This is a genomic window from Kitasatospora purpeofusca (genome assembly GCF_034043715.1).
GTDB lineage: Bacteria > Actinomycetota > Actinomycetes > Streptomycetales > Streptomycetaceae > Kitasatospora > Kitasatospora purpeofusca_A.
The window spans coordinates 1-22,466 of sequence record NZ_JAXCLC010000082.1; the positions used below are offsets into that span (position 1 = coordinate 1).

20 protein-coding genes are annotated in these 22,466 nt (G+C 74.6%); 7 read left to right on the forward strand and 13 right to left on the reverse strand.

Annotated features, from left to right (window positions below; translation table 11 throughout):
• Nucleotides 1–173: 173 nt before the first annotated feature.
• On the reverse strand, nucleotides 174–1,373 hold the full coding sequence (locus SM793_RS31150; RefSeq protein ID WP_320441660.1) for an FAD-dependent monooxygenase: 1,200 nt from the start codon (nucleotides 1,371–1,373) through the stop codon (nucleotides 174–176).
• A gap of 184 nt (nucleotides 1,374–1,557) precedes the next feature.
• Nucleotides 1,558–2,289, reverse strand: coding sequence for a dienelactone hydrolase family protein (locus SM793_RS31155; protein ID WP_320441661.1), 732 nt, complete (start codon nucleotides 2,287–2,289; stop codon nucleotides 1,558–1,560).
• 258 nt (nucleotides 2,290–2,547) lie between these two features.
• On the opposite strand from SM793_RS31155, the gene SM793_RS31160 reads away from it, so the two are divergent.
• Nucleotides 2,548–3,579: a medium chain dehydrogenase/reductase family protein gene (locus SM793_RS31160; RefSeq protein WP_320441662.1), complete on the forward strand. Its 1,032-nt coding sequence runs from the start codon at nucleotides 2,548–2,550 to the stop codon at nucleotides 3,577–3,579.
• A 157-nt stretch (nucleotides 3,580–3,736) separates the two neighbouring features.
• On the opposite strand, the gene SM793_RS31165 is transcribed toward SM793_RS31160, so the two are convergent.
• The 4 genes from SM793_RS31165 to SM793_RS31180 form a co-directional block, all read right to left on the reverse strand.
• Nucleotides 3,737–4,456 (reverse strand): hypothetical protein, encoded by a 720-nt coding sequence (locus SM793_RS31165; protein ID WP_320441663.1) that lies wholly within the window; start codon nucleotides 4,454–4,456, stop codon nucleotides 3,737–3,739.
• 120 nt (nucleotides 4,457–4,576) lie between these two features.
• On the reverse strand, nucleotides 4,577–5,398 hold the full coding sequence (locus tag SM793_RS31170) for a lipase family protein (protein ID WP_320441664.1): 822 nt from the start codon (nucleotides 5,396–5,398) through the stop codon (nucleotides 4,577–4,579).
• Between the two features lie 108 nt (nucleotides 5,399–5,506).
• Nucleotides 5,507–5,917, reverse strand: coding sequence for a MerR family transcriptional regulator (locus tag SM793_RS31175; RefSeq protein ID WP_320441665.1), 411 nt, complete (start codon nucleotides 5,915–5,917; stop codon nucleotides 5,507–5,509).
• Between the two features lie 30 nt (nucleotides 5,918–5,947).
• Entirely contained in the window at nucleotides 5,948–6,976 is a 1,029-nt protein-coding gene (locus SM793_RS31180) for an NADP-dependent oxidoreductase (RefSeq protein ID WP_320441666.1), read from the reverse strand.
• Between the two features lie 288 nt (nucleotides 6,977–7,264).
• Here SM793_RS31180 and SM793_RS31185 point away from each other — a divergent pair, with 288 nt between their 5' ends.
• The 3 genes from SM793_RS31185 to SM793_RS31195 all read left to right on the forward strand — a co-directional run bounded on the left by SM793_RS31185 (nucleotide 7,265) and on the right by SM793_RS31195 (nucleotide 10,753).
• On the forward strand, nucleotides 7,265–8,368 hold the full coding sequence (locus tag SM793_RS31185) for an NADH:flavin oxidoreductase/NADH oxidase (protein WP_320441667.1): 1,104 nt from the start codon (nucleotides 7,265–7,267) through the stop codon (nucleotides 8,366–8,368).
• A 429-nt stretch (nucleotides 8,369–8,797) separates the two neighbouring features.
• Nucleotides 8,798–9,709, forward strand: coding sequence for an arginase family protein (locus SM793_RS31190; protein WP_320441668.1), 912 nt, complete (start codon nucleotides 8,798–8,800; stop codon nucleotides 9,707–9,709).
• 345 nt (nucleotides 9,710–10,054) lie between these two features.
• A complete protein-coding gene (locus SM793_RS31195) occupies nucleotides 10,055–10,753 on the forward strand; it encodes a polysaccharide deacetylase family protein (RefSeq protein WP_320441669.1) in 699 nt (232 codons plus the stop codon).
• Between the two features lie 67 nt (nucleotides 10,754–10,820).
• On the opposite strand, the gene SM793_RS31200 is transcribed toward SM793_RS31195, so the two are convergent.
• The 4 genes from SM793_RS31200 to SM793_RS31215 all read right to left on the reverse strand — a co-directional run bounded on the left by SM793_RS31200 (nucleotide 10,821) and on the right by SM793_RS31215 (nucleotide 17,368).
• Nucleotides 10,821–12,356, reverse strand: coding sequence for a hypothetical protein (locus SM793_RS31200; RefSeq protein WP_320441670.1), 1,536 nt, complete (start codon nucleotides 12,354–12,356; stop codon nucleotides 10,821–10,823).
• Nucleotides 12,357–12,501: 145 nt separating this feature from the next.
• Nucleotides 12,502–14,616, reverse strand: a complete 2,115-nt coding sequence (locus SM793_RS31205) for a hypothetical protein (protein WP_320441671.1) — start codon at nucleotides 14,614–14,616, stop codon at nucleotides 12,502–12,504.
• Nucleotides 14,617–14,839: 223 nt separating this feature from the next.
• Entirely contained in the window at nucleotides 14,840–15,967 is a 1,128-nt protein-coding gene (locus SM793_RS31210) for a nucleotide disphospho-sugar-binding domain-containing protein (protein ID WP_320441672.1), read from the reverse strand.
• A gap of 585 nt (nucleotides 15,968–16,552) precedes the next feature.
• On the reverse strand, nucleotides 16,553–17,368 hold the full coding sequence (locus SM793_RS31215) for a LysR family transcriptional regulator (protein ID WP_320441673.1): 816 nt from the start codon (nucleotides 17,366–17,368) through the stop codon (nucleotides 16,553–16,555).
• Nucleotides 17,369–17,494: 126 nt separating this feature from the next.
• Between SM793_RS31215 and SM793_RS31220 the strand changes: the two genes are divergently transcribed.
• On the forward strand, nucleotides 17,495–18,235 hold the full coding sequence (locus SM793_RS31220) for an SDR family oxidoreductase (protein WP_320441674.1): 741 nt from the start codon (nucleotides 17,495–17,497) through the stop codon (nucleotides 18,233–18,235).
• A 110-nt stretch (nucleotides 18,236–18,345) separates the two neighbouring features.
• Nucleotides 18,346–18,774, forward strand: a complete 429-nt coding sequence (locus SM793_RS31225; protein WP_413816069.1) for a cold-shock protein — start codon at nucleotides 18,346–18,348, stop codon at nucleotides 18,772–18,774.
• Nucleotides 18,775–18,886: 112 nt separating this feature from the next.
• Here SM793_RS31225 and SM793_RS31230 read toward each other — a convergent pair whose 3' ends face one another.
• Nucleotides 18,887–19,474 carry a lytic polysaccharide monooxygenase gene (locus SM793_RS31230; RefSeq protein WP_320441676.1) on the reverse strand — a complete coding sequence of 196 codons (588 nt, stop codon included), beginning with the start codon at nucleotides 19,472–19,474 and terminating at the stop codon, nucleotides 18,887–18,889.
• Between the two features lie 163 nt (nucleotides 19,475–19,637).
• Nucleotides 19,638–20,591, reverse strand: a complete 954-nt coding sequence (locus tag SM793_RS31235) for a haloalkane dehalogenase (protein WP_320441677.1) — start codon at nucleotides 20,589–20,591, stop codon at nucleotides 19,638–19,640.
• A gap of 177 nt (nucleotides 20,592–20,768) precedes the next feature.
• Here SM793_RS31235 and SM793_RS31240 point away from each other — a divergent pair, with 177 nt between their 5' ends.
• Nucleotides 20,769–21,263, forward strand: coding sequence for a MarR family winged helix-turn-helix transcriptional regulator (locus SM793_RS31240; protein WP_320441694.1), 495 nt, complete (start codon nucleotides 20,769–20,771; stop codon nucleotides 21,261–21,263).
• A 106-nt stretch (nucleotides 21,264–21,369) separates the two neighbouring features.
• Here SM793_RS31240 and SM793_RS31245 read toward each other — a convergent pair whose 3' ends face one another.
• Nucleotides 21,370–22,182, reverse strand: coding sequence for a hypothetical protein (locus tag SM793_RS31245; protein ID WP_320441678.1), 813 nt, complete (start codon nucleotides 22,180–22,182; stop codon nucleotides 21,370–21,372).
• Between the last annotated feature and the right edge of the window lie 284 nt (nucleotides 22,183–22,466).

Below are 22,466 nucleotides of genomic sequence, written 5' to 3' on the forward strand. Positions count from 1 at the left end.
GTCCCCACCGGCCGCCACCGGCTGACACGCGTTCCGCGGCCGGGCGGTCCGGCCGTATCCGCCGTACCCCGTCGCCCCGCGCAGAGCACTTTGCAAAGCAGAACACTTTGCAAAGTCGTCGGCGACTTTGCAAAGTGTTCCGTGACCCGTGTTCCGTGACCCGTCGTGGCCCCTCAGTAGTCCGGCAGGTCGAAGACCGTGGCCGCGCGGAAGACCTCATCCACCTCCGGGCCGGTCTCCTCGAAGCCGCCCTCGGCGCCGTCCGCCTTCAACCGGTCGCCGGTGAGGTCGAGGATCGCCTGGTTGGCGGCCACGTGCTCGCGCAGCCGCCGCTCGTAGGCGGGAAAGGCGGCCCGGTGGTCGCCGTCCGCCCGGTGCAGTTCGCCCGCCAGGACGTAGGACGCCGTCAGGGCGACGCTGGTGCCCTGCCCGGTCAGCGGCGAGCAGCAGTACCCGGCGTCGCCGAGCAGCACGACCCGCCCGTTCCACCAGCGCTCCATCCTGATCTGCGCGACGACGTCGTAGTGGAACACGTCGGTGTCGTCCAGGGCCGCCAGGAAACGTGGCACCTCCCAGCGCAGGTCCGCGGCGACCTCGGCGACCAGGCGGCGCTGCTCGGCGGGGTCGCGCGGGAGCATCCGCGCGAGCGGCTCGTCCGAGCCGAAGCCGACGAAGACCCGCAGTTCGGCGTTGTCGCGCACGGTCATGGCCATGCACATCCGCTCCGAGGAGTCGCCCGGCCGGTGGACGACCTGCCAACGGTCCAGTCCGAGGTGGTTGGGCACGCTCCAGCCGGCGACATAGGTGTCGATCGGGTGCAGGTAGTCCTCCTCGGGGCCGAAGACGAGCCGGCGGGTGTTGGAGTGCAGGCCGTCGGCGCCCACGACGAGGTCGAAGGGGCGCTCCTCGCCGTCGCGGAACCGGACCTGGACGCCCTCCTCGTACTGCACCAGGGTGTCGATCGAGTCGTCGAAGCGGTATTCGACCCCGCTGCCCGCCACCCCGGCGATCAGCTCGGCGAGTTCGTCGCGCAGGATCTCCACGTCCGGGCCGTCGACCGGCCCGCCGCTGGCCGTCCGCTCGATGGTGCGGCTCAGCTCCCGGCCGTCCGCGTCGACCACGGACATCCCCCGCAGGCCGGTCCGCCTCGCCCCGACCTCCGCCAACAGGCCCATCCGGTCGATGACTTCGAGGGCGTTGCCGCGGATGTCCACCGGCTGGCCGCCCCCGCGCAGGGACGGCGCGCGCTCGACCACGGTGACGTGGAAGCCGTAGCGGTCCAGCCAGTGGGCGAGGGCGGTGCCGGCGATCCCGGCACCGGAGATCAGGACCGTGGTCGGGCGCGAGTGCTGCGGTCGCGTGCTGTTCGGCATGGTGGGCCTCCCCTGGTTCGTGTGCTGCCACGCACCAGGTTCCCGCCGGCCGCCGTCGGCGCACCGTCAGGACACCGACAGGCCACCGGCAGGACACCGGTGCCGCTGTCGGTCCGCCGACAGAGCGCCGACAGCGGTCGGCCGGGCGGCGGTCACCCGAGGTTCCGGTCAACCCAGGTGGCGGTCAGCCCAGGTGGCGGGCGAGGAACCGCAGGGTGCTGTCGAGTTCGAAGGCGGGGAGGTCGCCGTGCCCGCCGGGGTTGGCGTGCAGCGTCTTCTCGGCGGAGCCGAACGCCTCGAAGAGGGCGAGGCCCGCCTCGCGCGGCACCCGCTCGTCGTCCCACTGCAGCAGGAACTCCACCGGGACGGTGATCCGCGCGGCCTCCGCCGCCGAGGCCAGCGCCCCGCCCAGGCCCAGGACCGCCGCGCGGACCCGGGGTTCGGCGGCGACGAACGGCACGCCGAGCCCGCAGCCCAGCGAGACCCCCCAGTAGCCCACCGGTCCGGCGCCGACGTGGTCGAGCCGCTGGACGGCGTCCAGGACGGCCTGCCATTCCGGCACCGTCCGCCGCGCCACCAGGGCGTGGAACTCGGCGAGCAGCAGCCCGGGCTCGGCACCGGCCGCGATCCGCTCCTGATTGGCGATCGCGAGCCGGTTGTACTCCTCCTGGACCGGGCGGTCGCCGTGTCCGGGGACGTCCGGCGCGACCACGGCGAAGCCGCACTCGGTCACGAGCCGGCGGGCCCGGGCGAGGATGCCGGGCTCCTTCTTGTGTTCGCCGCCGCCGTGGCCCAGCAGGACCAGCGGGCGGGTGGCGGCGGGACCGTCCGGCGTCCACAGCGCGGCGGGGGTGTCGTCGACGACGAACAGCTGCTCGCGGATGCCGTCGGAGGAGGTGTCGGAAGTGAAGCGCATAGCGTTCGGGCCTTTCGGGATGCCTGGTTCGGGCAGCCCTCAGGCCATGCGAGGGAGGGGTGCCCGATCGGTCACAGCGTTGATCGGTCCCACCTCCTCTGGTCGCAGCGGCGCACGGCGGGAGCGAAAGTATCACGGCGATCTTGGACGGCGCACGCGGTTAGAGGGTCTCACGATCGCTCTTGACGCTCACGGCCCGATGGAGTTATAACTTCTAACGAACGCGAATGGATCTGCCGAACGAAGGAGAACACGATCATGGGTGACGAGCGTCTGCTCCAGGTCGTACTGCCGGGCGTCGTGGCGCCGGAGGGGCTGGAGCTCCGGTACGGGGCCGTGCCGGAGGCCGAGCGGGGCCGGATCGTGATCGGCGTCGAGGCCACCGGCGTCTCCTTCGCCGAGCAGCAGATGCGCCGGGGCCGGTACTACGACCAGCCGCCCTTCCCCTTCGTGCCCGGCTACGACCTGGTGGGCCGGGTGCTGGCCACCGGCGAGGGCGTCGACCCGGGGCTGCTCGGACAGCGGGTCGCCGCACTGGTCAAGGTCGGCGGCTGGGCCAGCCATGTGGTGGTCGACGCCGCCGACGCCGTGCCGGTGCCGGACGGCCTCACGCCCGCCGAGGCGGAGACCGTGGTGGTCAACGGCATCACCGCCTGGCAGATGCTGCACCGCCGGGCAGGGGTGCGCGCCGGACAGACCGTCCTGGTGCACGGCGCGAACGGCGGCGTGGGCTCCGTCCTGGTCCAGCTCGCCGGCGCGGCGGGGGTCCGGGTGATCGGCACCGCCTCCGCCCGCCACCACGACGCCCTGCGCGAACTCGGGGTCGAGCCGGTCGACTACCGGGCGGGCGATGTCGCGGCCCGCGTCCGGGAGCTGGCGCCGGGCGGGGTGGACGCGGTGTTCGACCACGTCGGCGGGCGCAGCGTGATCGACTCCTGGGGCCTGCTCGCCCCCGGCGGCACACTGATCGCCTACGGCAGCGCCTCGACCCGGGACGACAGCGGCTCCAAGCAGTGGCCGGTGCTCAAGATCCTGGCCCGCACCTGGCTCTGGAATGCCCTGCCGAACGGCCGCCGGGCCCACTTCTACAACATCTGGGCCGGCCGGGGGCTGGGCAGGGACCGCTTCCGCGCCCGGCTGCGGACCGACCTCGGCGAGGTCTTCGGCGCCGTGCGCCGTGGCGAGGTGACGGCCCGGGTCGCCGCCGAACTCCCGCTGGCCCGGGCCGCGGAGGCGCTGCGGCTCGCGGAGTCCGGCACGGTCGGCGGCAAGATCGTCCTGACGCCCTGAGCGGTCGGCGCGGCGCTCGACGCCGCCGTGCGCGCCTGGGACATCGCCCGCGCGACCGGTCAGGACCCGCCGCTCACGATGCGCCGGCGGAGGGGCTGGAGAGCCCGGCCGGGAGGTGTCCCGGACCAGGTCGACGATCCGCGAGCAGGGGCCGGAGTCAGCAGGTGGCGGCGTCGGCCGGGAGGGCCAGGCCCGCCGCCACCTGGCGCTCGCCGGTCACCTTGACGTTCTGGTGGTACGGCGCGGTCGGCGCCGGGCTCGGGGTGACCAGATCGAGCCGCTGCGGCAGTTCGGTGTCCTTGACCGGCGCGCCGAGCTGGACCACGGAGAGCACCCCGGAGCAGTGCGAGGTCGCCGGGGGCGCGCTCCCCGGGGCGGTCCCGTTGGCCGGACCGACCGTCACCTCGGTGGTGTCGAGCGGGCTGTAGGAGTAGGACGGGCGTGTCACGGTGCCCGACCCGGTGTGGGACAGCCGCACGGTGAACCGGGTGATCCGTACGGTCACCGGTCCGCACGGCCGCCGGTCCGGCGTGGTGTCGAGGTGCAGGCCGTCCAGGTCCATGAAGACCCCGGGCTCGACGATCCGCGTGGCGCCGGGGAGCCGGGCGAGGTAGCCGGCCACCGTGGTGTCGCCGACCATGTCGGTGTCGAAGCAGGTCGGGCTCGGCGCCGGCGCGGCGGGCGGTGAGGAGGTGGCCGTCGGTGCGGTCGAGCCGGCCGTCGGTGCGGGTGCCGAGGTGGTCACCGGGCCCGAGGGCGACGGCGATCCGGCCGCCCCGGCGGAGCCGCCGGACGTACAGCCCGCGATCCCGAGGGCGGCGGCCACCGCCCCGGCGAGGACGGCCGCAGCCGGCCGGTACGTACGGGTCGCGTCCATCGCCCCACCCCCCAATTCCTCCCGCGCCCGCGGGAACGACGTCGATGCTTCCAGAACTCGGCGGCAGGGAGGGCCGGTTCGCGGGAATCCGGGCCCGGCGGACCCGGATCCCCGCCGCCGTCAGGCGAGGTTCTTCTCCAGTGCGGCGAGGTAGTTGCGCATGAAGTGGTCCCGCATGCCGTCGCCGGCCGGCGCGAAGGCGTCGGCGGTCAGGCCCTTCGCCCGGTCGGCCAGGCCGCCGAGCAGGCCGACGGAGTCGTGCAGCTTCCCGGCGGAGTCGATGTACCGCAGGGCGTCGACGTGGGTGTAGGCGGGCTCGGGCGGCAGCTGGGGGACGATGTCGTTGTTGTTGACGAAGCGGTACATCCGGTTCTGGAAGCCCTTGTTGTACGCCGCGGCCAGCAGGCGGTCACAGGTGCGGGGCTGGCCGAAGGTGACCACGCCGTCGGCCGCCAGTCGCGGGTCCTCCAGCAGGAGCCGGGCGCCGGCCAGCATCGCCAGCGCCCCGCCGAGGCTGTGGCCGGTGAGCCAGACGCTCTGGTCCTGGGTGCGGCGCTCGGTGACGGCCTTCCGCACGTCCGGGAAGACCGACTCCAGGGCCTCGCCGAAGCCGTAGTGCATGTAGCCGGTCCTGGCCGGCCCCGGCCAGGGCGGGGTGGAGGTGTCCGAGAGCCAGTCGCGGATCTGCTGCGGCTCGGTGCCCCGGAAGGCGATCACGATCATGTGCTCACCGGCCATGGTGAAGGCCTGGGTGTCCTGGAGCGGGAAGGGTGGCGCGAAGGCGGTCCGGTGGTGCCGCACCTCGGTGAAGCCCCAGTCGCGGGCCTGCCGTTCGATGGTGTCCTCGTCCTTGTAGGCGAGGTCGGCGGCCCGGGCCAGCCAGTAGGCGTGGGGCAGGCTGTAGCTCTTCGCCCGATGGTCGAAGGTGGTGGGGACGGCCATGCCGGGGACTCCTCTCGTGGGGCCGGTGGCCCGCGGGCCACCGGCGCGGTGGGGTCCTGCCTTCCTAGCGCTCGGTCGTCCACGCACGACCGGCGCCGCACCGCGGGGTCACCCGAACGACGGCCGGGCCGGGAGGTCCGGACCGGCCTCCGTCCCGGTGTGGCGGGCCAGGGCCTCGCGCAGCCGGGTCAGCCGGGCGATCTCCGCGTCCAGCGCCGCGAGCCGCCGCTCGACCACCGGGGCGAAGGTGTCCGGCCCGAAGTCCCCGTCGGAGGCGCAGCTGCGCGGCGGGTCCTCGGCCAGCAGGTCCAGCCGGTGGGTCCGGCTGGCGAGGTCGTCCACGGTGAGGCCGAGCGCCAGCAGGGCACGGATCACCCGCACCCTGGTCACGGCCTCGGGCCCGTACTCGCGCTGGCCGGAGACGCTCCGGTCGGCGGGCGGGAGCAGTCCGCGCTGCTCGTAGAAGCGCAGCGCCCTGGGCGTGGTGCCGGCGGCCGCCGCCGCGTCGCCGATCCTCATCCGGCCCGCCATCCGTCCTCCCGGTGTCCGTCAGTCCCGCAGTTCCACGATCAGCGCGCCGAAGAGGTCGCCCTCGATCAGCCGGGACAACGCTCCGGGCGCCTGTTCGATGCCCGTCAGGACGGTGCGGGGGACGGACAGTTCACCGGCGCGCAGCCAGCCGGCGAGCCGCTCGCGCCATTCCGGCTCCAGGCCGTGGTACCGCTGACCGGCGATGCCGTGGACGGTGGCGTCGAGGACGAGCAGCCGGAAGCTGTCGACCACGGCCGGTGCGCCGGCACCGCGGCGGGCCGGGTCGAGCTGTCCGGCGAGCGCGCCGATCAGTGCGAACCGCGCGCCCGGGCGGGCGGCGTCGACGGCGGTCGTCAGCTGCTCGCCGCCGACCATGTCCAGCAGGACGTCGATGCCGTCCGGGGCCGCCTCGGCGAGCTGGTCCGCGATCGGGCGTCCGCCGCGCAGCAGTACGGCGTCGTAGCCGAGTTCCTCCGTCAGCCGCTTCGCCTTCGCGGCCGAGCCGGTGGTGCCGATCACCCGCGCGGCCCCGAGCAGCCGGGCCACCTGTCCGGCCACCGTGCCGACCGCTCCCGCCGCGCCGGTGACGAGGACGACGTCCCCCTCGCGCACCCCGGTCGCCCGGGTCAGCGCGCCGTAGGCGGCGACGGAGGGCGACAGCAGGGCGAGCGGGTCGGGGAAGCCGTCGGCGACCCGGGTGAGCGCGGCGACCTCGGCCACGGCGTGCTCCTGCCAGCCCAGCAGGTGGGTGACCAGGTCGCCGGGGCGCAGCGGCCCGTCGGCGGGCGCGGCGAGGACCTCGCCGAGCGCGGGCCCGAGGATCCGGTCCCCCGGCCGGATCGTCGGGAGCGCGGTGGAGGGCAGCTCGCCCCCGATCAGGCTGCGGAGCCCGGGGAAGACCAGGAACGCCCGGTTGCGGACGAGTACCTGCTCCGGCCCCGGCGCGGCCGAGGGGGTCTCGAAGACGGCGAAGTCGCCGGGGGTGGGGAGCCCGTCCGGAGTGGCGACGAGGCGGACCTCACGGGTGCTGGCGGGGAGTGGGGACATGGGTGAACTCCTGGGTGCGGTGGTGGTGTTGGTGGTGCCGCACGACCGCCTTCGGGCGGTCCGGCACCGGGACGCTAACCCCTGCCCCGCGCGTCAGGGGCAAGCCCGCGCCCGGATGGCGGACGTCGGCGAGACGGGCGACCGACGTCGGCGAGGCGGGCGGCCGGCACCGGCGAGGCGGGTGGGTGCGGCCCTCGGCCGAGGCTTGCGATTGTGGCGCGCATGCAACTATTGTTTCCACAGAGATTGCACCTGCAATCACTCTTGGGCCGTCTCCTGGAGTCCGACATGAGCACCAGCCTGTTCACCCCCTTCACCCTGCGGTCGCTGACCGTCCCCAACCGGGTGTGGATGCCGCCGATGTGCCAGTACAGCGCCGCGCCGGACGGCGAAGCGGCGGGCGTGCCGACGGACTGGCACTTCACCCACCTGGCCGCGCGGGCCGCCGGCGGGACCGGGCTGATCATCACCGAGGCCACCGCGGTGAGCCCCGAGGGCCGGATCTCCCCCTACGACCTCGGACTGTGGAACGACGCCCAGGCCGAGGGGTTCCGGCGGATCACCTCCTTCCTGAAGGCGCACGGCACCGTCGCGGCCGTCCAGCTCGCCCACGCGGGGCGGAAGGCGTCGACCGAGCGGACCTGGGTCGACCGGGGCCGGGCCATCGGGCCGGACGAGGCGCACGGCTGGCGGCCGGTGGCCCCCAGCGCGCTGCCGTTCGAGCCGGACCGGGTCGCGCCCGAGGAACTCACGGTGGAGCAGATCGGCGCGATCGTGCGGCAGTTCGCCGACGCCGCGCGCCGTGCCCTCGACGCCGGCTTCCAGGTCGCCGAGATCCACGGGGCGCACGGCTACCTCGTGCACGAGTTCCTCTCCCCGCACAGCAACCGGCGCACCGACGGCTACGGCGGCTCCTTCGAGGGCCGGATCCGGTTCGCCCTGGAGGTCGTCGACGCCGTCCGCGCGGTGTGGCCCGAGGACCTCCCGGTCTTCTTCCGGATCTCGGCGACCGACTGGCTCACCGAGAACCCCGAGGACGAGCGCGAGGGCTGGACCTCGGCGGACACCGTCCGGCTGGCCAAGGAACTGCACGCCCACGGCGTCGACCTGCTGGACGTCTCCACCGGCGGCCTCGTCCCGGACGCCCGGATCGAGGCCGGTCCCGGCTTCCAGGTGCCGTTCGCCGAGGCGGTCCGCACCGGGACCGACCTGCCGGTGGCGGCGGTCGGCCTGATCACCGACCCCGGGCAGGCCGAGCGGATCCTCGCCGAGGGGCGGGCCGACGCCGTCCTGCTCGGCCGCGAGCTGCTGCGCAACCCGTTCTGGGCCCGCCAGGCCGCCACCGCGCTCGGTGCCGAGGTCACCGGCCCGATGCCGTACCACCGCGCGTAGCATTCGCCACGACCACGCGCCGGACGGGCCCTGGGCGGCCCGGCCGGCGCCGCCGTGCTCAGCGGTCCTTGAACTCCGTCGGGCTCGCCGGCCACCACCGTGTCTTCCCAGGCCGGCCGGTCGGCGGCGGCCTGCTCGGGTCCGCCGTCAGCCGCGCGCAGGCGGCGAGCAGGTCCCCGTCGCGCTCGGCCTCCGGCCCGGCGTCCCGGAAGCGCTCCCAGGCCCCGGGCCGGAGCCGGTGAAGAGACCGACACCCGCCGACACTGCCGACACCCGCCGACACCCGCCGACACCGCCGGGAGGAACGCGCCGCGCACCCCGTCCGCCGATACGCTCGGCCCACTGCCGCGCTCCGTCCCGCGCGCCGCCCCGGTCCCGGGTGCGGACGCGGCCCCGGGCGTGGCCGGGACGAACGGACAGGGAGCGGCCGTGGCCGAGGAGTTCGCACTGCTGGGGGTCCCGTCCTGCGCGGGTACGCACGGCCCCGGCCAGGAGAAGGCCCCGGCGGCCCTGCGCTCCGCCGGCCTGGTGGAACGGCTGCGGGCCGCCGGGGTCACGGTGACCGACCGCGGGGACCTGCCGGTGGTTCCGTTCCGGACCGACCCCGACCGGCGCGACCGGCAGAACCTGCCGCTGGTGGTCGAAGTGGTCCGCGCGGTGGCCAAGGCCGTCGGCGGCATCCTCGACGACGGCGCGGTGCCCCTGGTCGTGGGCGGGGACTGCACCATCACGCTGGGCGTGCTGGCCGCGTACATCGCGCGTCGGCCCGGCACCGGCCTGCTGTACTTCGACGGGGACCTCGACCTGTCGGTACCGGACACCAGCCGCTCCGGGATCCTGGACACCATGGTGCTGTCGCACCTGCTCGGCGAGGGCGCGCCCGAGCTGCGGGAGGCCGGGCCGCGCACCCCGCTGCTGGGGCCCGAGGGGATCGTGGCGTTCGGCTACGACCCGGTGGAGCTGGGCGCGGCGGGGCGGGAGCGGCTGGGCCGCTACCGGCTGCGCGCCCTGCCGTGCACGGAGCTCACCGCACCCGGGGTGGACCCGGTCGTCGAGGCGCGGGCCGCCTGGCGGGCACTGGCCGCCGACCACGAGCGGTTCGTGCTGCACTTCGACGTGGACGTGATCGACTCGGTGGACTTCCCGCTGGCGAACTTCCCGCACTTCAACGAGGGCCTGCCCCTCGGCGTGGCCTTCGACTGCCTCACCGAGTTCTGCGCCGCACCGCAGCTCGCGGGGCTGGTGGTGACCGAGGTCAACCCGGACCGCGATCCGGACGGGGCGATGGTCGACGCCCTGGTCGGCGCCCTGGTCGGGGCGCTCGGCCGACGCGTCGACTGACGGGGCCCCAGCACCGACGCCCTCGGCCGGGTACGACCCGCCGACGGCTCCCCGCCCGCGCCCCTGTGGACGCTCGGCGCGCTGCGCCGGGGCAGCCTGCCGGAGAGCACCGCCGTCCCCGAGATCCGCGCCCGGGCCGGGGAGGTCGCCGGGGACATCCCCGCCGACACGGGCTGACGCCGGGTCTGGCCGAAGACCGCCCCCGCACCGTCCGGTCCCGGGACGGTGCGGGGGCGGGCCGCTACATTGGACGGAGGGCCGGGGAGGGGGCGGGCAACCGGGTTCGTTCCGGTTCCGCGGCCGTTGGGAGCACCTGTGACCTCAACCCGAGTGACCTCAACCCGAGTGACCTCGGCGACCTCACCCCGGGCAGCACACCGGCCCCGGGGGCGCCGCGCCGCCCGCCTCGCGATCGGCACCCTGGTGGCGGCCGCCACCGCCGCCGTCGCCCTGCCCGCCGCGCCCGCCCAGGCGGCCCCGGCCAAGGTCGTCTACCTCACCTTCGACGACGGGCCGAGCCCCCGGTACACCCCTCAGGTGCTGGCGCTGCTGGCCCAGTACGGGGCCCGCGCCACCTTCTTCGAGATCGGCCAGAACGTCGCCGCGTACCCCGAGGTCACCCGCCGGGTGCACGACCAGGGCCACAGCGTGCAGAACCACAGCTGGTCCCACCCCGACCTGCGCACCCTCTCCAAGTCCGCGTTCGACTCCCAGGTGACGGCCACCGACGCACGCATCCGCGAGCGGACCGGGACCACGCCGAGCTGCCTGCGGCCCCCGTACGGCGCGGTGAACACCGCCGTACGCACCGGCGCGGCGCGGCTCGGCAAGACCGTGCAGCTGTGGAGCGTCGACCCGCAGGACTGGGCCCGCCCCGGACGGGCCGCGATCGAACGCCGCGTCCTGGACCGGGTCACCCCTGGCGCCGTCGTCCTGATGCACGACGGCGGCGGCGACCGCAGCCAGACCGTGGCCGCCCTGCCCGCCGTCCTCCGCACCCTCAAGGCCCGCGGCTACACCTTCGCCCTCCTCCCCTGCCGCTGACCGCACCGCCCCCGCTGCGCCGGGGCACCGGCCCGGCGGGCGGCGCGGCACACATAGTGCGGGGCCGTCAGCCCTCGCTGCCGATGGAGCAGTTGCCGTCGGGGGCGTGGCCGAGGGGCCAGGCGACGGTGTCCAGGACGGCGCCGCGGACGGCCGGGTCGAGGTGGACGATCGGGACGGCCTTGTTGTGCGGGTTGCCGTACTGGTCGAGGCAGATCCAACCGCTGGCCCCGTCCACCCGGTTGCCGCCGTGGAGTCGGCGCCAGCTCTGGGTGACGTCGTCGAGCGAGGGCATGGCCACGGACTCGCCGACGTCCTTGCGGATCCCCGCGACGGCGGTGGTCACCGCGTCGTAGGTGATGATGATGCGGCCGTCGCGGCGGTCGGCGGGCCCGATCCGCTCGGGCTGCTTGGTGTCGTCCGCCCGCAGCAGGGCGGCGAGGTCGGCGGTCGGGCCCTTGGTGCCGCCGGGGCCGTCGGTGCTCGCCTCGCCCCAGCTGTCGGGGTGGGCGAGCGCCGTGTAGCGCACGGTGATGCCCGAACTCTTGGTGAGCGCGTCCCAGTTGTTCTCGAACTTCTGGTCGACCATCAGGGTGGAGGCGTGCGAGCCGGTGATGACCGTGTAGGGCTTGTTGCACTTCCGGTTGCCCAGCGCGACCAGGAACAGCCGCAGTTGCACCGGACGGCCGGCGAAGAACAGGGTGGACGCGGCGGAGCTGCAGATGTCGGGCACCATCTGGGCGAAGACGTTGCCGAGGTTGCCCTCCTGGGTGAAGTCCGTCGGGGACTCGAAGGTCTCCGGGGCGTTGGGCGCGCCCTTGGTGAGCTTGGCGAAGGTGGTCCGCAGGGTGGCGAGGTAGTTGTCGTTCTCCCGGGTGTCCTCGACCACGAGGGTCTCGGCCGGCTTGATGCCCGCCCCGTAGGCGGCGAGGGCGCCCGCCTGGTCGCTGTTGCTGGGGGCGATCCGGGCCAGACCGGGGTAGTGGCGCGGGTCGGCGGCACTGTTGGCGATGTCGTCGGCGGTCATCGGGCCCGCGACGACCGGGATGCCCTTCTCCGCCGTGAGGTAGTGCACGGCGGCCTCGCTGTTGGTGATGCTGATGTTGATGCCGGCGACGGCCCGCAGGTTCTCCTTGCCGTCGGCCGCGGACCGGACCAGCTGGTCCGCGACGCGCCGCCAGTCCCGGTACTCCCGGCCGGGGTTGGCGAGGACCAGGCGGACCGGCGGCTGCTTCCCGCTCTCGCGGTTGGCCCGGTACTGGGCGAGGTAGGCGCCCTGGACCTGCTCGACCATCTCGCGCCGCTCGGCCTGCTGGTCGGAGACCAGCGGGATCATCAGGGCGACGGTGACCGGGTTCTTCCCGGCCACGCTGTCGTTCTCCTCCTTGATGCGCGCGGTCACCGGCCGCAGGTCGTCGTTGAAGACGTACGAGCCGTCGGTGACGCCGACGCACTCGTTCCCGGTGGCCTTCTTCACACCGGTGGCGCACTTGGGGTTGACCACGAGGCGGTAGCCGATGTAGCCGACGGTACTGAGGACGGCGAGCGCCAGCACGATCACCAGCGCGCGGTTCAGGGGCCCTTGGGGCAGGGACAGTTTCACGGTCGGGCGTCTCCTAAGGTCGGATCACGCCTGGCGGGGCGGATCGCGTCTGGGCGGGCCGGGTCGGGGCGGATCGGGCCGGGACGGGCCGGGACGGGTCGGCTCGACTCGGAGCAGGGCCGGGCTCGAGGGTCGGGCCCCGGGGTCAGACCGGGAGGTCGGGTGCCTGGTGCCAGCGACGGAGCCGTCCGGGCCAGGTCTCGTACGCCTGGAAGAACACCGCCTGGTCGGCCGCCCCCGTGTACTGGGCGAGGGTGAGCAGTTGGAGCCGGATGCTGTCGATCAGCGCCTCGGTGGGTGCCGAGAGCGGGTGCGACTGCACCCATAGGTTGCGCACCAGGAGGTCGACCGCCTGGTGGACGGCGAGGTCACCGTGCTGGCAGGCCTGGCACTGCTCGTTCGTCCCGGCGGCGACCGGCAGGGGCTCGGGCGGGTGCGGGGCGGAGCAGATCAGGTTGACCGAGGCGAGCCAGTCGGCGGCACTCCGCTCGGCCAGCCGCTGGTGCAGGGTGCGGACGACGACTCCGGTGTCGTGCACCGCGAGCGCGTGGTGGAGGGCCTGGTCGGGCAGCCCGGCGCCGTTCGGCGTGTACCGCGCGCGCACGGTGCCGTGCAGGTGCCGCCAGGTCTGCATACCGGGCTCCCCGGCCACCTGGACGGCCAGGCGGTGGCCGAGCAGGACCCGCAGGGTGCGGTCCTGGACGAACGGGGCGTCGAGTACCTGGTGCGCGGGCGCGGACCAGTGGTTGCGTTCGAGCAGCCGCCTGGCCTCCTGGACGTCCAGCGGGCTGCGGTCGGTCCACGGGTAGTAGGCGCCGAGCAGGTCGGCGGCGCCGTCGTCGAGGGCCGGGCAGTAGAACATGAGCCGCTCACGGTCCCGCTCCCCGGGGACCAGGACCCGGAGCAGCTGCTCGTGGACCGTCCGCGCGGGCGCGTCGTGGGCCGGCAGGTCGAGCAGCCAGCGCGGCGCCGCACTGTCCCCCTGGCGGATCGCCTTCCGGGCGGCCTCCACCAGCGCGTGGGCGATCCCGGCCCGGCCCGCGCTGAGGCGGTGGACCACCCGGGCGGTGCCGGGCGGGGCGTGCTCGGTGCCGAACATCAGGGTGACCTCCTCCAGCCCGAGCCCGGCCAGCGGCAGCCGCACCGTCCAGCCGGCCGCCGTCCCGGGGCGGTCCTGCCGCCAGAACGGGCCCGCGGCGCGGCGCGTCGACGGCGCGGTGTCGTCGGCGTCGGAGCCGGAGCCGGAGCCGGAGCCGGAGCCGGACGGCTCCCCGGCCAGGACGGTGGTGATCACGCCCGGCCGCGTCCCGGCCGGTTCCTCGTGCCAGACCTGGAGCAGCGTGCGCACCACCGGCCGGCCGAGCGGGGTGTGGGCGTTGTCGAGGAGCAGCAGCGGGCGCGGCAGCCGGTTCATCCGGCGCGACCAGGTGTAGTGGCTGTCGATGTCCGCCAGGAACGCGGCCATCAGGTGGCGCTCCGCGGCCTCCCGGTCGTCCGGGTCGCCGCGGAAGCGCCGGGCCAGCTGGGACAGCTGGACGTGGTCGGTGCCCGGGCCGGCGACCTGCCGGGCGGCCCACCAGCGCAGCCCGTGCCGGTGGGCGGAGGGGCCGAGCAGTTCGGGGGTGACGAGGTCGACCAGTCGGGCGACGAGCGCGTTCTCCCCGGTGCCGGGGGCCGCCTGCCGCATCCACTGGGCCACCCGGGCGCGCCGGGCCGGCCCGTCGGGAACGCTCTCCCGGAGCAGGCTCTCCAGGCGCCCGGCGGCCGCCTCCGACTCGCCGGCGCCGACGGCCTGCCAGGAGGTCACCGCCAGCAGGCCCTGGGTGAGCCGGGGGAAGGCGATGCTCCCGCCGAAGTCCCCGGGGCGGCGGCTCAGTTCGTGGCGCAGGTGGAACAGCAGGTCCGAGGTGTGCGAGGCGTTGCGCCGGGTCGGGTCCTCGTCGTCGGCGGCCGGCGCGAGGTCGGCCCGGCCGAGGTCGGGACGGCCCAGGTCCGCCGACGCCCGGCGCAGGTGGGCCGCGTACCGCGCGTCCAGGGCCGCCAGGAGGCCGGTGCGCCCGCTGAGCCGCCCGCCGGAGCACTCGACCACCAGTGGGGTGCCGTTCGGGACGGGCAGCCGCCGCGTCCTGACACCCGGTGCCTCGCCGGTCACTTCCAGGCCGACGAGCGAAGGTACGACCGTCTCGAACACCGCCGCACGCCCGTGCAGAACCACCGCGACCCCCAGCCGTCCGGCGAGGCCGTACCTCGCCGTGCGCATGGAGGATAGGCGACCGTACCCGTCCTGTGCAGGGATACCACCAACAACGCGGTTCCGGCCGGAGCGTGGACCCGAGTGATCGTCAGCTCAGCCTGAGCGAAAGCTCGTTGGCGGGGAGCGGCGCCGCCGGCCGGCCCCGTCCCCGGTGGGGGTGCGGGGCGGCACCTCCACCGGGGACGGAGGGCGGCTCCCCCTCAGCTCCCCCGACGGACTTCCGGACCGGTCACCGGCGGCCGGTGACGAGGGCCTCGATGTCGGGGACGAGGGCCGCCGGGGTCGGCAGGGCCTCGTTCTCGGCCCGCAGGCGCGCGGCGCCCTCGCGCAGGGCCGGGTCGGCGACGAGCCGGGTCAGCAGGGCGGTGTCGACGTCGTCGGAGGTGGAGCTCAGGGCGGCTCCGGCGCCGGTCAGGGCCTCGGCCACCGCGAAGTTGTCGGCGCCCTGGGGCAGCAGGAGCTGGGGCACACCCGCCTGGAGGCCGGTGAGGGTGCTGCCGGACCCGCCGTGGTGCACCACCGCGTCACAGACCCGCAGGAGTTCCGCGAGCGGCACCCAGGGCAGCGGGCGGACGTTGTCCGGCAGGGTGCCGAGGTTGCCGAGGTCGGCGTCACCGACGGCGAGCAGGAACTCGGCGTCGACCGCGCCGGCGGACTCGACCAGCCGGGTGATCGCCGCCAGGCCGTCGATCCCGGTGATGACGGTGCCCAGGGTGACCGCGACCCTCTGCCGGTGGCCCCGCTCCAGCAGCTCGACCGGGACCACTCCCCCGCCGTTGTAAGGGAGGTAGCGCATCCGCAGGCCGCCCGGGTCGCCGCCGAGCGAGGCCGGGACGATGTTCAGCGGCGTGGTCGGCGCGGGGGCGTCCACACCGTGCTTCTCGTAGATGTCGGTGAAGTGGACGGCCAGCCGGGCGGCCAGGTCGAGGCCGGAGATGATGCCGAAGTTCTGCAGCGCCGCCGGGATGCCGAGCCGGGCCGCGACCAGTTGGGCGGAGGCCAGGCAGGAGTCGTGGACGAGCAGATCCGCACCCCAGCCCTCGGCGACCGCGAGCAGGTCCTCCACCGTGGAGCGCGAGGCGTGGGCGAAGGCGGCCGCGGCCATCTCCAGGATCTCGTCCTGGGTCATGTCCGGCTGGGCGTAGCTGACCTGGCCGCCGGAGGTCGCCTCGAAGGACTCGCGCAGGGGCCGCCCGTCGCCGATCTCGACGATCGGGAAGCCGGCCTGCCGCAGCCGGTCGAACGGGCTCGGGCTGGCGAACAGCACCTCGTGCCCGGCGGCCCGCAGGGCCTGGGCGGTCGGCACCATCGGGAAGAGGTGGCTCGGCGCGGCCGGGCCGGTGAAGAGTATGCGCACAGTGATCTCCTGATCGTTCTCGATTGGGTCGTGCCACGGATCGCGCGCGGACCGATCCGATCCCTGCGGACGTCAACTGACGAACGGTCACATGTCTTTCCACGAAGGATCGACAATCGGACGTTCGGGTGTCCGGACGGATGGCGGGGACGGGACGGCCGGGCGCACGGCGGGAGGAGTCGCCAGGGGGCCGCGAAGGGCGCGGGGCGCGGGGCGCGCCCGGAGAGGGGCGTGCTAGCTGCCCGTACGCGTCCGGACCGGGGCCTGTCTCTCCTGGAGACGTTCCGCGGCGGGCCGACGCTCGGCAGCACGGCGCTCGGCGTCGGCACGGCCCGGCAGGCCCGCGGTCTCCGGCGGCCGGGCGGCGAACGTCCTCGGCATGCTGCTTCCCCCCATGGCGGTGCCGCGTCCCGCGCGCGATCGCGCGCCGGGAGGAACGCGCCGGACACCCTGGGAGGGAATGACTGGCCGTCGGCCACGAGCCGACGGCGCCCGGACTACCGACCGGGCTGTGCTTTCGCGCGTTCCGGCGTCGATGCTACGACGAACCGGCCGTCCGCGCACGGAATTTGCGCGATGGCCGGATCAGGCCGCCGGCCGGCGGAGCACGGCGGCGGCGGTCTCCAGGAAGTCCGCGACCGGCCCCGGCCCGTGGCCCTCCGGTGCCACCAGGCAGGTCCCGACCGGCGGGTGGTCGGTGACCGGCAGCTGGACGAGGCCCGGACGGGCGTACGAGCGCATGACGCTCAGCGGCACCAGGGCGACGCCCTGGCCGGAGGCGATCAGCTCGAACTTCTCCTCCAGCGAGGCCGTCCGCCGGTTGCGGTGGTCGAGGACCGGCTCGCCGTCGAGGTCCGCCAGCACCAGCGTGCGGCGACCTGCCAGCGGATGGCCCGCCGGCAGGCAGGCCACCTTGGTCTCGTGGCCGACCGGGACGGTGTGCAGCCCCGAGTCGTCGAACGGGTGCCGCAGGAAGCCGACGTGCGCCCGGCCGTCCCGCAGCGGCGCGTCCCGCTCGGACCAGGGCAGCGGGAGGACGTCGACCACGACCTCCGGGTGGTTCGCGGTGAAGGCCCGGATCGCCTCCGCGACGTGCAGGCCCGCCGAGAAGGCCACCACGAGCCGCCGTTCCGGGCGGCCCGCCTCCCGTACCCGGCGCACGGCGCCCCGCACCGTCGCGGTGATCCCGTGCGCCTCCTCGTACAGCCGCTCCCCCGCGGGGGTCAGCTCGACGCTACGGGTGGTCCGGGTGAACAGCGGGCAGCCCAGCTCCTGTTCGAGGGCGCGGATCTGACGGCTGAGCACGGGCTGCGCGATGAACAGCGCCGCGGCCGCCCGGCCGAAGTGGCGGTGCTCGGCCACCGCGACGAAGTAGCGGAGCTTGCGCAGATCCAGATCCATGCCCGCACGGTATCAATGCGCCCGAAAGGGTATTGGACGCCCGGTTGGCGGTGCTCGGAGACTCGTGACATCAGGACCTCCGTGAACGGACCCCTTGTGAACAGGACCCTTGTGGACAACACCCCCGTGAACGACGCCCTCGTGAACGACGCCCGCAGGAGCGACGCCCCCAGGAGGGACACCCGCAGGACCGCCCTCGTCGTCGGCGCCTCCCGGACCCTCGGCCTCGGGATCGCCGCCGAGTACCTCCGCCGGGGCTGGGACGTCATCGGCACGGTGCGCGGCGACCGGCCGACGGCTCTGCACGCCCTGCTGGACTCCTCCGGCGGCCGGCTGACCGTCGAGTCGCTGGAGATGACCGATCCGGCCGCGATCGCGGCGCTCCGCGACCGGCTGGCCGGGCACACCCTCGACCTCCTCTTCGTCAACGCCGCGATCACCCGCGGTGACCTGCCGATCGGCGAGGTGCCGACGGAGATGTTCACCGAGGTCATGCTCACCAACGCGCTCGGCCCGCTGCGCGTCGTCGAGACCCTCCGCCCGCTGGTCACGCCGACCGGCACCATCGGCGTGATGTCCTCCGACCAGGGCAGCATCTCGCTCAACACCGAGGGCGGGCAGGACCTCTACCGGGCCAGCAAGTCCGCCCTCAACCAGCTGATGCGCTGCCAGGCCGCACGGCACGCCGGGGACGGCCGGACCCTGTTGCTGCTGGACCCGGGCTGGGTGCGCACCGGACTCGGAGGCCCGGACGCCGAGTTGAGCGTGGCGGAGAGCGTGCCGGGCGTGGTGGACACGGTCGAACGCCACCACGGCGCGGGCGGCCTCCACTTCGTCGACCACCTGGGCCGGGTGGTGCCCTGGTAGGTCCGCCCGATCGCCCGGCCCGCTCCCTCTCCCGCCCCCGAGGGGCCCGGTCGTCTATCCTCTACGTCAGGTGTCGGGCAGGGGGCCCGGGTTGTCCTTGGGGGTATGAAGTGGTCACCGGTCGTGTGGTGCGTTACGACAGCGTGCGGGGTTACGGGTTCATCGCTCCGGACCACGGCGGTGAGGATGTCTTCCTGCACGTCAATGACATGTTGATGCCGGAGTCCCTGGTGCATTCGGGCCTGGTGGTCGAGTTCGAGATGGAGGAGGGCGACCGCGGGCTCAAGGCCTCGTCGGTGCGGCTCCCCAAGGGCGCGCTCGCGCGTCCGGCCGGGACGGCCGGTCCGGTCTCGCTCGTCCCGCGGTCCGCGGCCGACAACGACGACGCGGAGTGCGACGTGCTCACCTCCGCCGAGTTCGTGGTGGAGGTGACCGAGCTGCTGTTGGCGCACGCGCCGTCACTGACCGGCGAGCAGGTGCTCAAGGTGCGCGAGGCGATGCTCCGGTGCGCCAAGGGCCACGGCTGGACCGAGGGCTGAGCGGCGCACCCGCGCCCCGGGGCCGTCGGTCGGCCCCGGGGCGCGGGTCCTGCTTCCGGGCAGGAGAGCGCGTCGGCTCAGTGGACGCGCCGGTCCGGACGAGCGCGTCGGCTCAGAAGAGCACGTCGGTGCAGGAGTAGAACGCGTTCGACGTGTCCGCGACGTCCCAGACCGCGACGACCACGTGGTGCCCGGTGCGGCCCGTGGGGAGGGTCCCGGTGTGGGTGGTCGTGGCGGCGGGCTGACGGCCGCTGTAGGGGACCGTCAGGAACGGCGTGAGGTCCAGGCTCGCCCGGGTGATCTTCTGGGTCGCGTCGTAGCCGGGCTTGGTCAGGAAGTACCGGAAGTTCGTGGTCGAGTGCCGGGCCTCGATCTCCCAGGTGAAGGTCTGCTGGGCGCCGGCCGTCACCTTGGTGGTCGGCCAGGCGCCGTTGCGCGGGTTGTCGAGCGGGGCCCAACGGGCGTCCGCCCCCGCGCAGATGGTGCCGTCCGCGGGGCCGCGGGTCGGGAAGCCCTTCGGGCCCTCGACGCTCTGCGGCTCCCACTGGATGTCGCCGCAGTTCTTGACGACACCCGCACCGCACAGGGCCGAGCGGCTCGGCGGCAGGTTGATGAATCCGTGCGAACTGGCCGGGACGGCCATCGCGAGCGGGACGGCGACGGCCGCGAGGGCCGCGCCGACGGCAAGGCGTTTGCGCATGATGCTCCTCCGTGGGGGGATGGAGAGTGCGCCCGGCCCAGGACGCGCGCGTGGGGGTGCGCCGACCAAGAGGATCTTGGCATGCCTGCGCCAGGTGAATGCCCATACCGTAGGCAGCGCGCGGCCTCTCGTCAATGGTCTGGACCACTTGGACGACGCACGATCAATCCCCTTGCACGACAAGCTCGTTGGCGTCCGAAAGACGGTGCAGAGCAAGCCAGTCGGCGATCGCGCGGCCGATGGCCTCCGGGCGGTCCTCGGGGGCGTGGTGCCCGGCCGGGCCGCAGTGCTCGACGGTGAGCGCGACGACGTGCTCACGCGCCCAGGCGACCACGGCCTCCCCGACCAGCAGGGTCGGCGAGGAGTCGAAGGTCAGCAGCAGCTTCGGCACCTCCGGGCTGCCGGCCAGCCAGCCGCCGTACGCCTCCATCCGGGCGACCACCTCGGGCGGGTCGCCGTCGATCGGCGTCATCCGGGACCAGGCCAGCATCGGGCGGCGACTCTCCGGCGTCGGGAACGGCTCTCGGTAGGGCCGGACCTCACTCTCGTCCAGCGGGTGGAGCACCCCGCCCTTGAAGGCCGTCTCGATGAAGATGTTCTGCTCCAGCACGAGCTTCTCGCCGACGCCGGGCGTACGGAACGCCTCGGCGCGCGCCCGGGCCGGCGGTGGCAACTCCTCGGCGGCCAGCGGCTTGAGGAAGGTCTCCAGCAGGACGACCCCGGCCACCTTGTCCGGATACCGGGCCGCCCGGTCGAGGGCCAGGGCGCCGCCCCAGTCGTGGCCCACCAGGACGACCCGGTCGAGGCCCAACGCCTCGAACCAGGCGTCCAGGTAGCGGGCCTGGTCGTCGAAGCCGTAGTCGATGGCCGGCTTGCCGGAGGCGCCCATGCCGATCAGGTCGGGCGCGAGCACCCGGGACCGGCCGGCCAGGTGCGGGACGACCTTGCGCCACAGGTGGGAGGAGGTGGGGTTGCCGTGCAGGAGCACCACGGGCGGTCTGCCCGTCCCGGCCCGGGCGTCGGCCCCGGTGGGGGTGTCGGCCCCGGCGCGGGTGTCGGCTTCGGCGCCGGTGTCCAGGTAGGCCAGATGGGAGTCGATCACGGGGACGGTGAGCATCGAAACGGTTCCTCTCGTGGCGCCGGACGCGGGCGGGACAGGCGAATCCCTCAAGCGAATCCGTTAGTCCGACTAACGATGTGATGTCGATGACCGTATATCGTTAGAGTGACTAACGCAACGGCTACACTGCCTGGCGTGAACAACGACGAGACGCCCCGCGGGCCTGCGGGCGCCATGACCGACCACACGGCCCCGGCCCGCGTCCGCGGCCTGCCGAGCCGACTGCTGGCCGTCAACGCCCTGCACGCCGACCGCCTGGTGAACGACGGCCTGGCGGCGGAGGGCGCCCGCAAGTGGCACTTCGCCGCGCTCACCGCGCTCACCGACGGCGGCCCGGCCAGCCAGTCGGACCTCAGCCGGCGCACCGGCATCTACCGCAGCGACATGGTCGCGGTCGTCAACGAACTCGCCGGACGCGGCCTGGTCGAGCGCACGTCCGACCCGGCCGACCGCCGGCGCAACGTCATCACGGTGACCGCCGAGGGGCGCGCCCACCTCCGGCGGCTCGACACCGTCGTCGACGCGGCCCAGGACGCCCTGCTCGCCCCCCTCGACGCCGACGACCGCGCCCGCCTGACCGATCTGCTGACCCGCCTGCTGGACCACCACGAGCACACCAGCGTTACCGCGACCGGCGACGAACCGGCCCCGGACGTCGCCGACGGCTGACCGAAGCGGGAACCCCCGGCCCGCTCGACGGACGGACGGGGCCGGCGGACAGGGCCGACGGTCAGGACCGGCGGTCAGGACCGGCGGTCAACGGCGGGGCGGACGGTCAGCGGCGGATCGTCGGGACGGACTCGCCGTAGGCGCGCAGACGGTGGAGGGCGTGGAGCCAGCGCAGTTCGGTGCCGCAGGCGCGCAGGGCCGTGCCGAGTGCGTGGCGCATCGCGGCGTCGACCGCCGCGCGAGCGGTGGCGGCGCCGGGAGCCTCCGGGCGGTCGCTGTCGGCCAGGTCGGCGAGTCGGCGGGACGGGTTCCAGCCGATGTCCGCCGCACCGTCCGCGCTTGGGTCCGCACCCGGCTCCTCGCCCGGGCCGTCGGCCGGTGGGCACGGTGCCAGGGTGATGCCGGTGCCGCCGAGGTGGGCGGCGAGCGGCAGGCCGGCGAGCGCGGCGCTGCGCCGGAGCGCGTCCAGCAGGGCGGCGGGGACGCCGAGTTCGGCCGGAGTCGGCCCGGCGGGCCGGGCGGCGAGGGCCCCGGGCGGGACGCGCAGCCCGGCGGCCGGGAGGGCCGGCGGGCCGACCCGCAACTCCCGGCCGGAGCCGTCCCGAGTGGCCTCCAGGCCGAACGCCGGTAGGAACTCGGCGAGCGCGTTCACCATGGCCGTCCCGACCACCTCGCGCGCCGGACCGGCCGGCTGCCCGGGTCCGGCCATCGCGGCGGCGCCGGTCAGCCGGGGGGACGGCAGCCAGTCGAGGGCCGCCGCGCCCGCGCACCGGTCGGCGTCGTCCGAGGGCCGCGCCGGGCGGATCCGCACACCGGGCCCCTCCTCGCCGAAGGCGACCGGGAGCCCGGAGAGCAGTACCGCGTCGGTCAGGCGGTCGGCCAGGTCGGGATCGACCCGCCCCGGCAGCGGAGGAGTCAACGGTCCTGGCCCTTCGGTCGATTGGTTCGGCGCGTTGTCGAACTCCTGTTCCCCGTCTGCCCGGTGCCCAAACACCGCGCTCCACGGCGGTCCCGGACCCGGGCGGGGCCTCACCGCGAGCGCCGGTGCCGCTCGGGGTCCCGATGGTGTCGTCACCGTCGTCACAGTCGCAGTCGCAGTCGTCACCGTCACCGCCGGGGCCGGACGGACACCGGATGAACGCCGGACGACACCGGATGAACGCCGGGCGACACCGGACCGGCACCGGACCGGGCGGGCTCGGT

Bases quoted from the DNA above. Each gene is read 5' to 3' on its own strand.
- SM793_RS31185 (WP_320441667.1), top strand. From the start codon at position 7,265: ATGAGCACCAGCCTGTTCACCCCCTTCACCCTGCGGTCGCTGACCGTC.
- SM793_RS31170 (WP_320441664.1), bottom strand. From the start codon at position 5,398: ATGGCCGTCCCCACCACCTTCGACCATCGGGCGAAGAGCTACAGCCTG.
- SM793_RS31205 (WP_320441671.1), bottom strand. From the start codon at position 14,616: ATGCGCACGGCGAGGTACGGCCTCGCCGGACGGCTGGGGGTCGCGGTG.
- SM793_RS31155 (WP_320441661.1), bottom strand. From the start codon at position 2,289: ATGCGCTTCACTTCCGACACCTCCTCCGACGGCATCCGCGAGCAGCTG.
- SM793_RS31215 (WP_320441673.1), bottom strand. From the start codon at position 17,368: ATGGATCTGGATCTGCGCAAGCTCCGCTACTTCGTCGCGGTGGCCGAG.
- SM793_RS31160 (WP_320441662.1), top strand. From the start codon at position 2,548: ATGGGTGACGAGCGTCTGCTCCAGGTCGTACTGCCGGGCGTCGTGGCG.
- SM793_RS31165 (WP_320441663.1), bottom strand. From the start codon at position 4,456: ATGGACGCGACCCGTACGTACCGGCCGGCTGCGGCCGTCCTCGCCGGG.
- SM793_RS31180 (WP_320441666.1), bottom strand. From the start codon at position 6,976: ATGTCCCCACTCCCCGCCAGCACCCGTGAGGTCCGCCTCGTCGCCACT.
- SM793_RS31235 (WP_320441677.1), bottom strand. From the start codon at position 20,591: ATGCTCACCGTCCCCGTGATCGACTCCCATCTGGCCTACCTGGACACC.
- SM793_RS31240 (WP_320441694.1), top strand. From the start codon at position 20,769: ATGACCGACCACACGGCCCCGGCCCGCGTCCGCGGCCTGCCGAGCCGA.
- SM793_RS31150 (WP_320441660.1), bottom strand. From the start codon at position 1,373: ATGCCGAACAGCACGCGACCGCAGCACTCGCGCCCGACCACGGTCCTG.
- SM793_RS31175 (WP_320441665.1), bottom strand. From the start codon at position 5,917: ATGAGGATCGGCGACGCGGCGGCGGCCGCCGGCACCACGCCCAGGGCG.
- SM793_RS31230 (WP_320441676.1), bottom strand. From the start codon at position 19,474: ATGCGCAAACGCCTTGCCGTCGGCGCGGCCCTCGCGGCCGTCGCCGTC.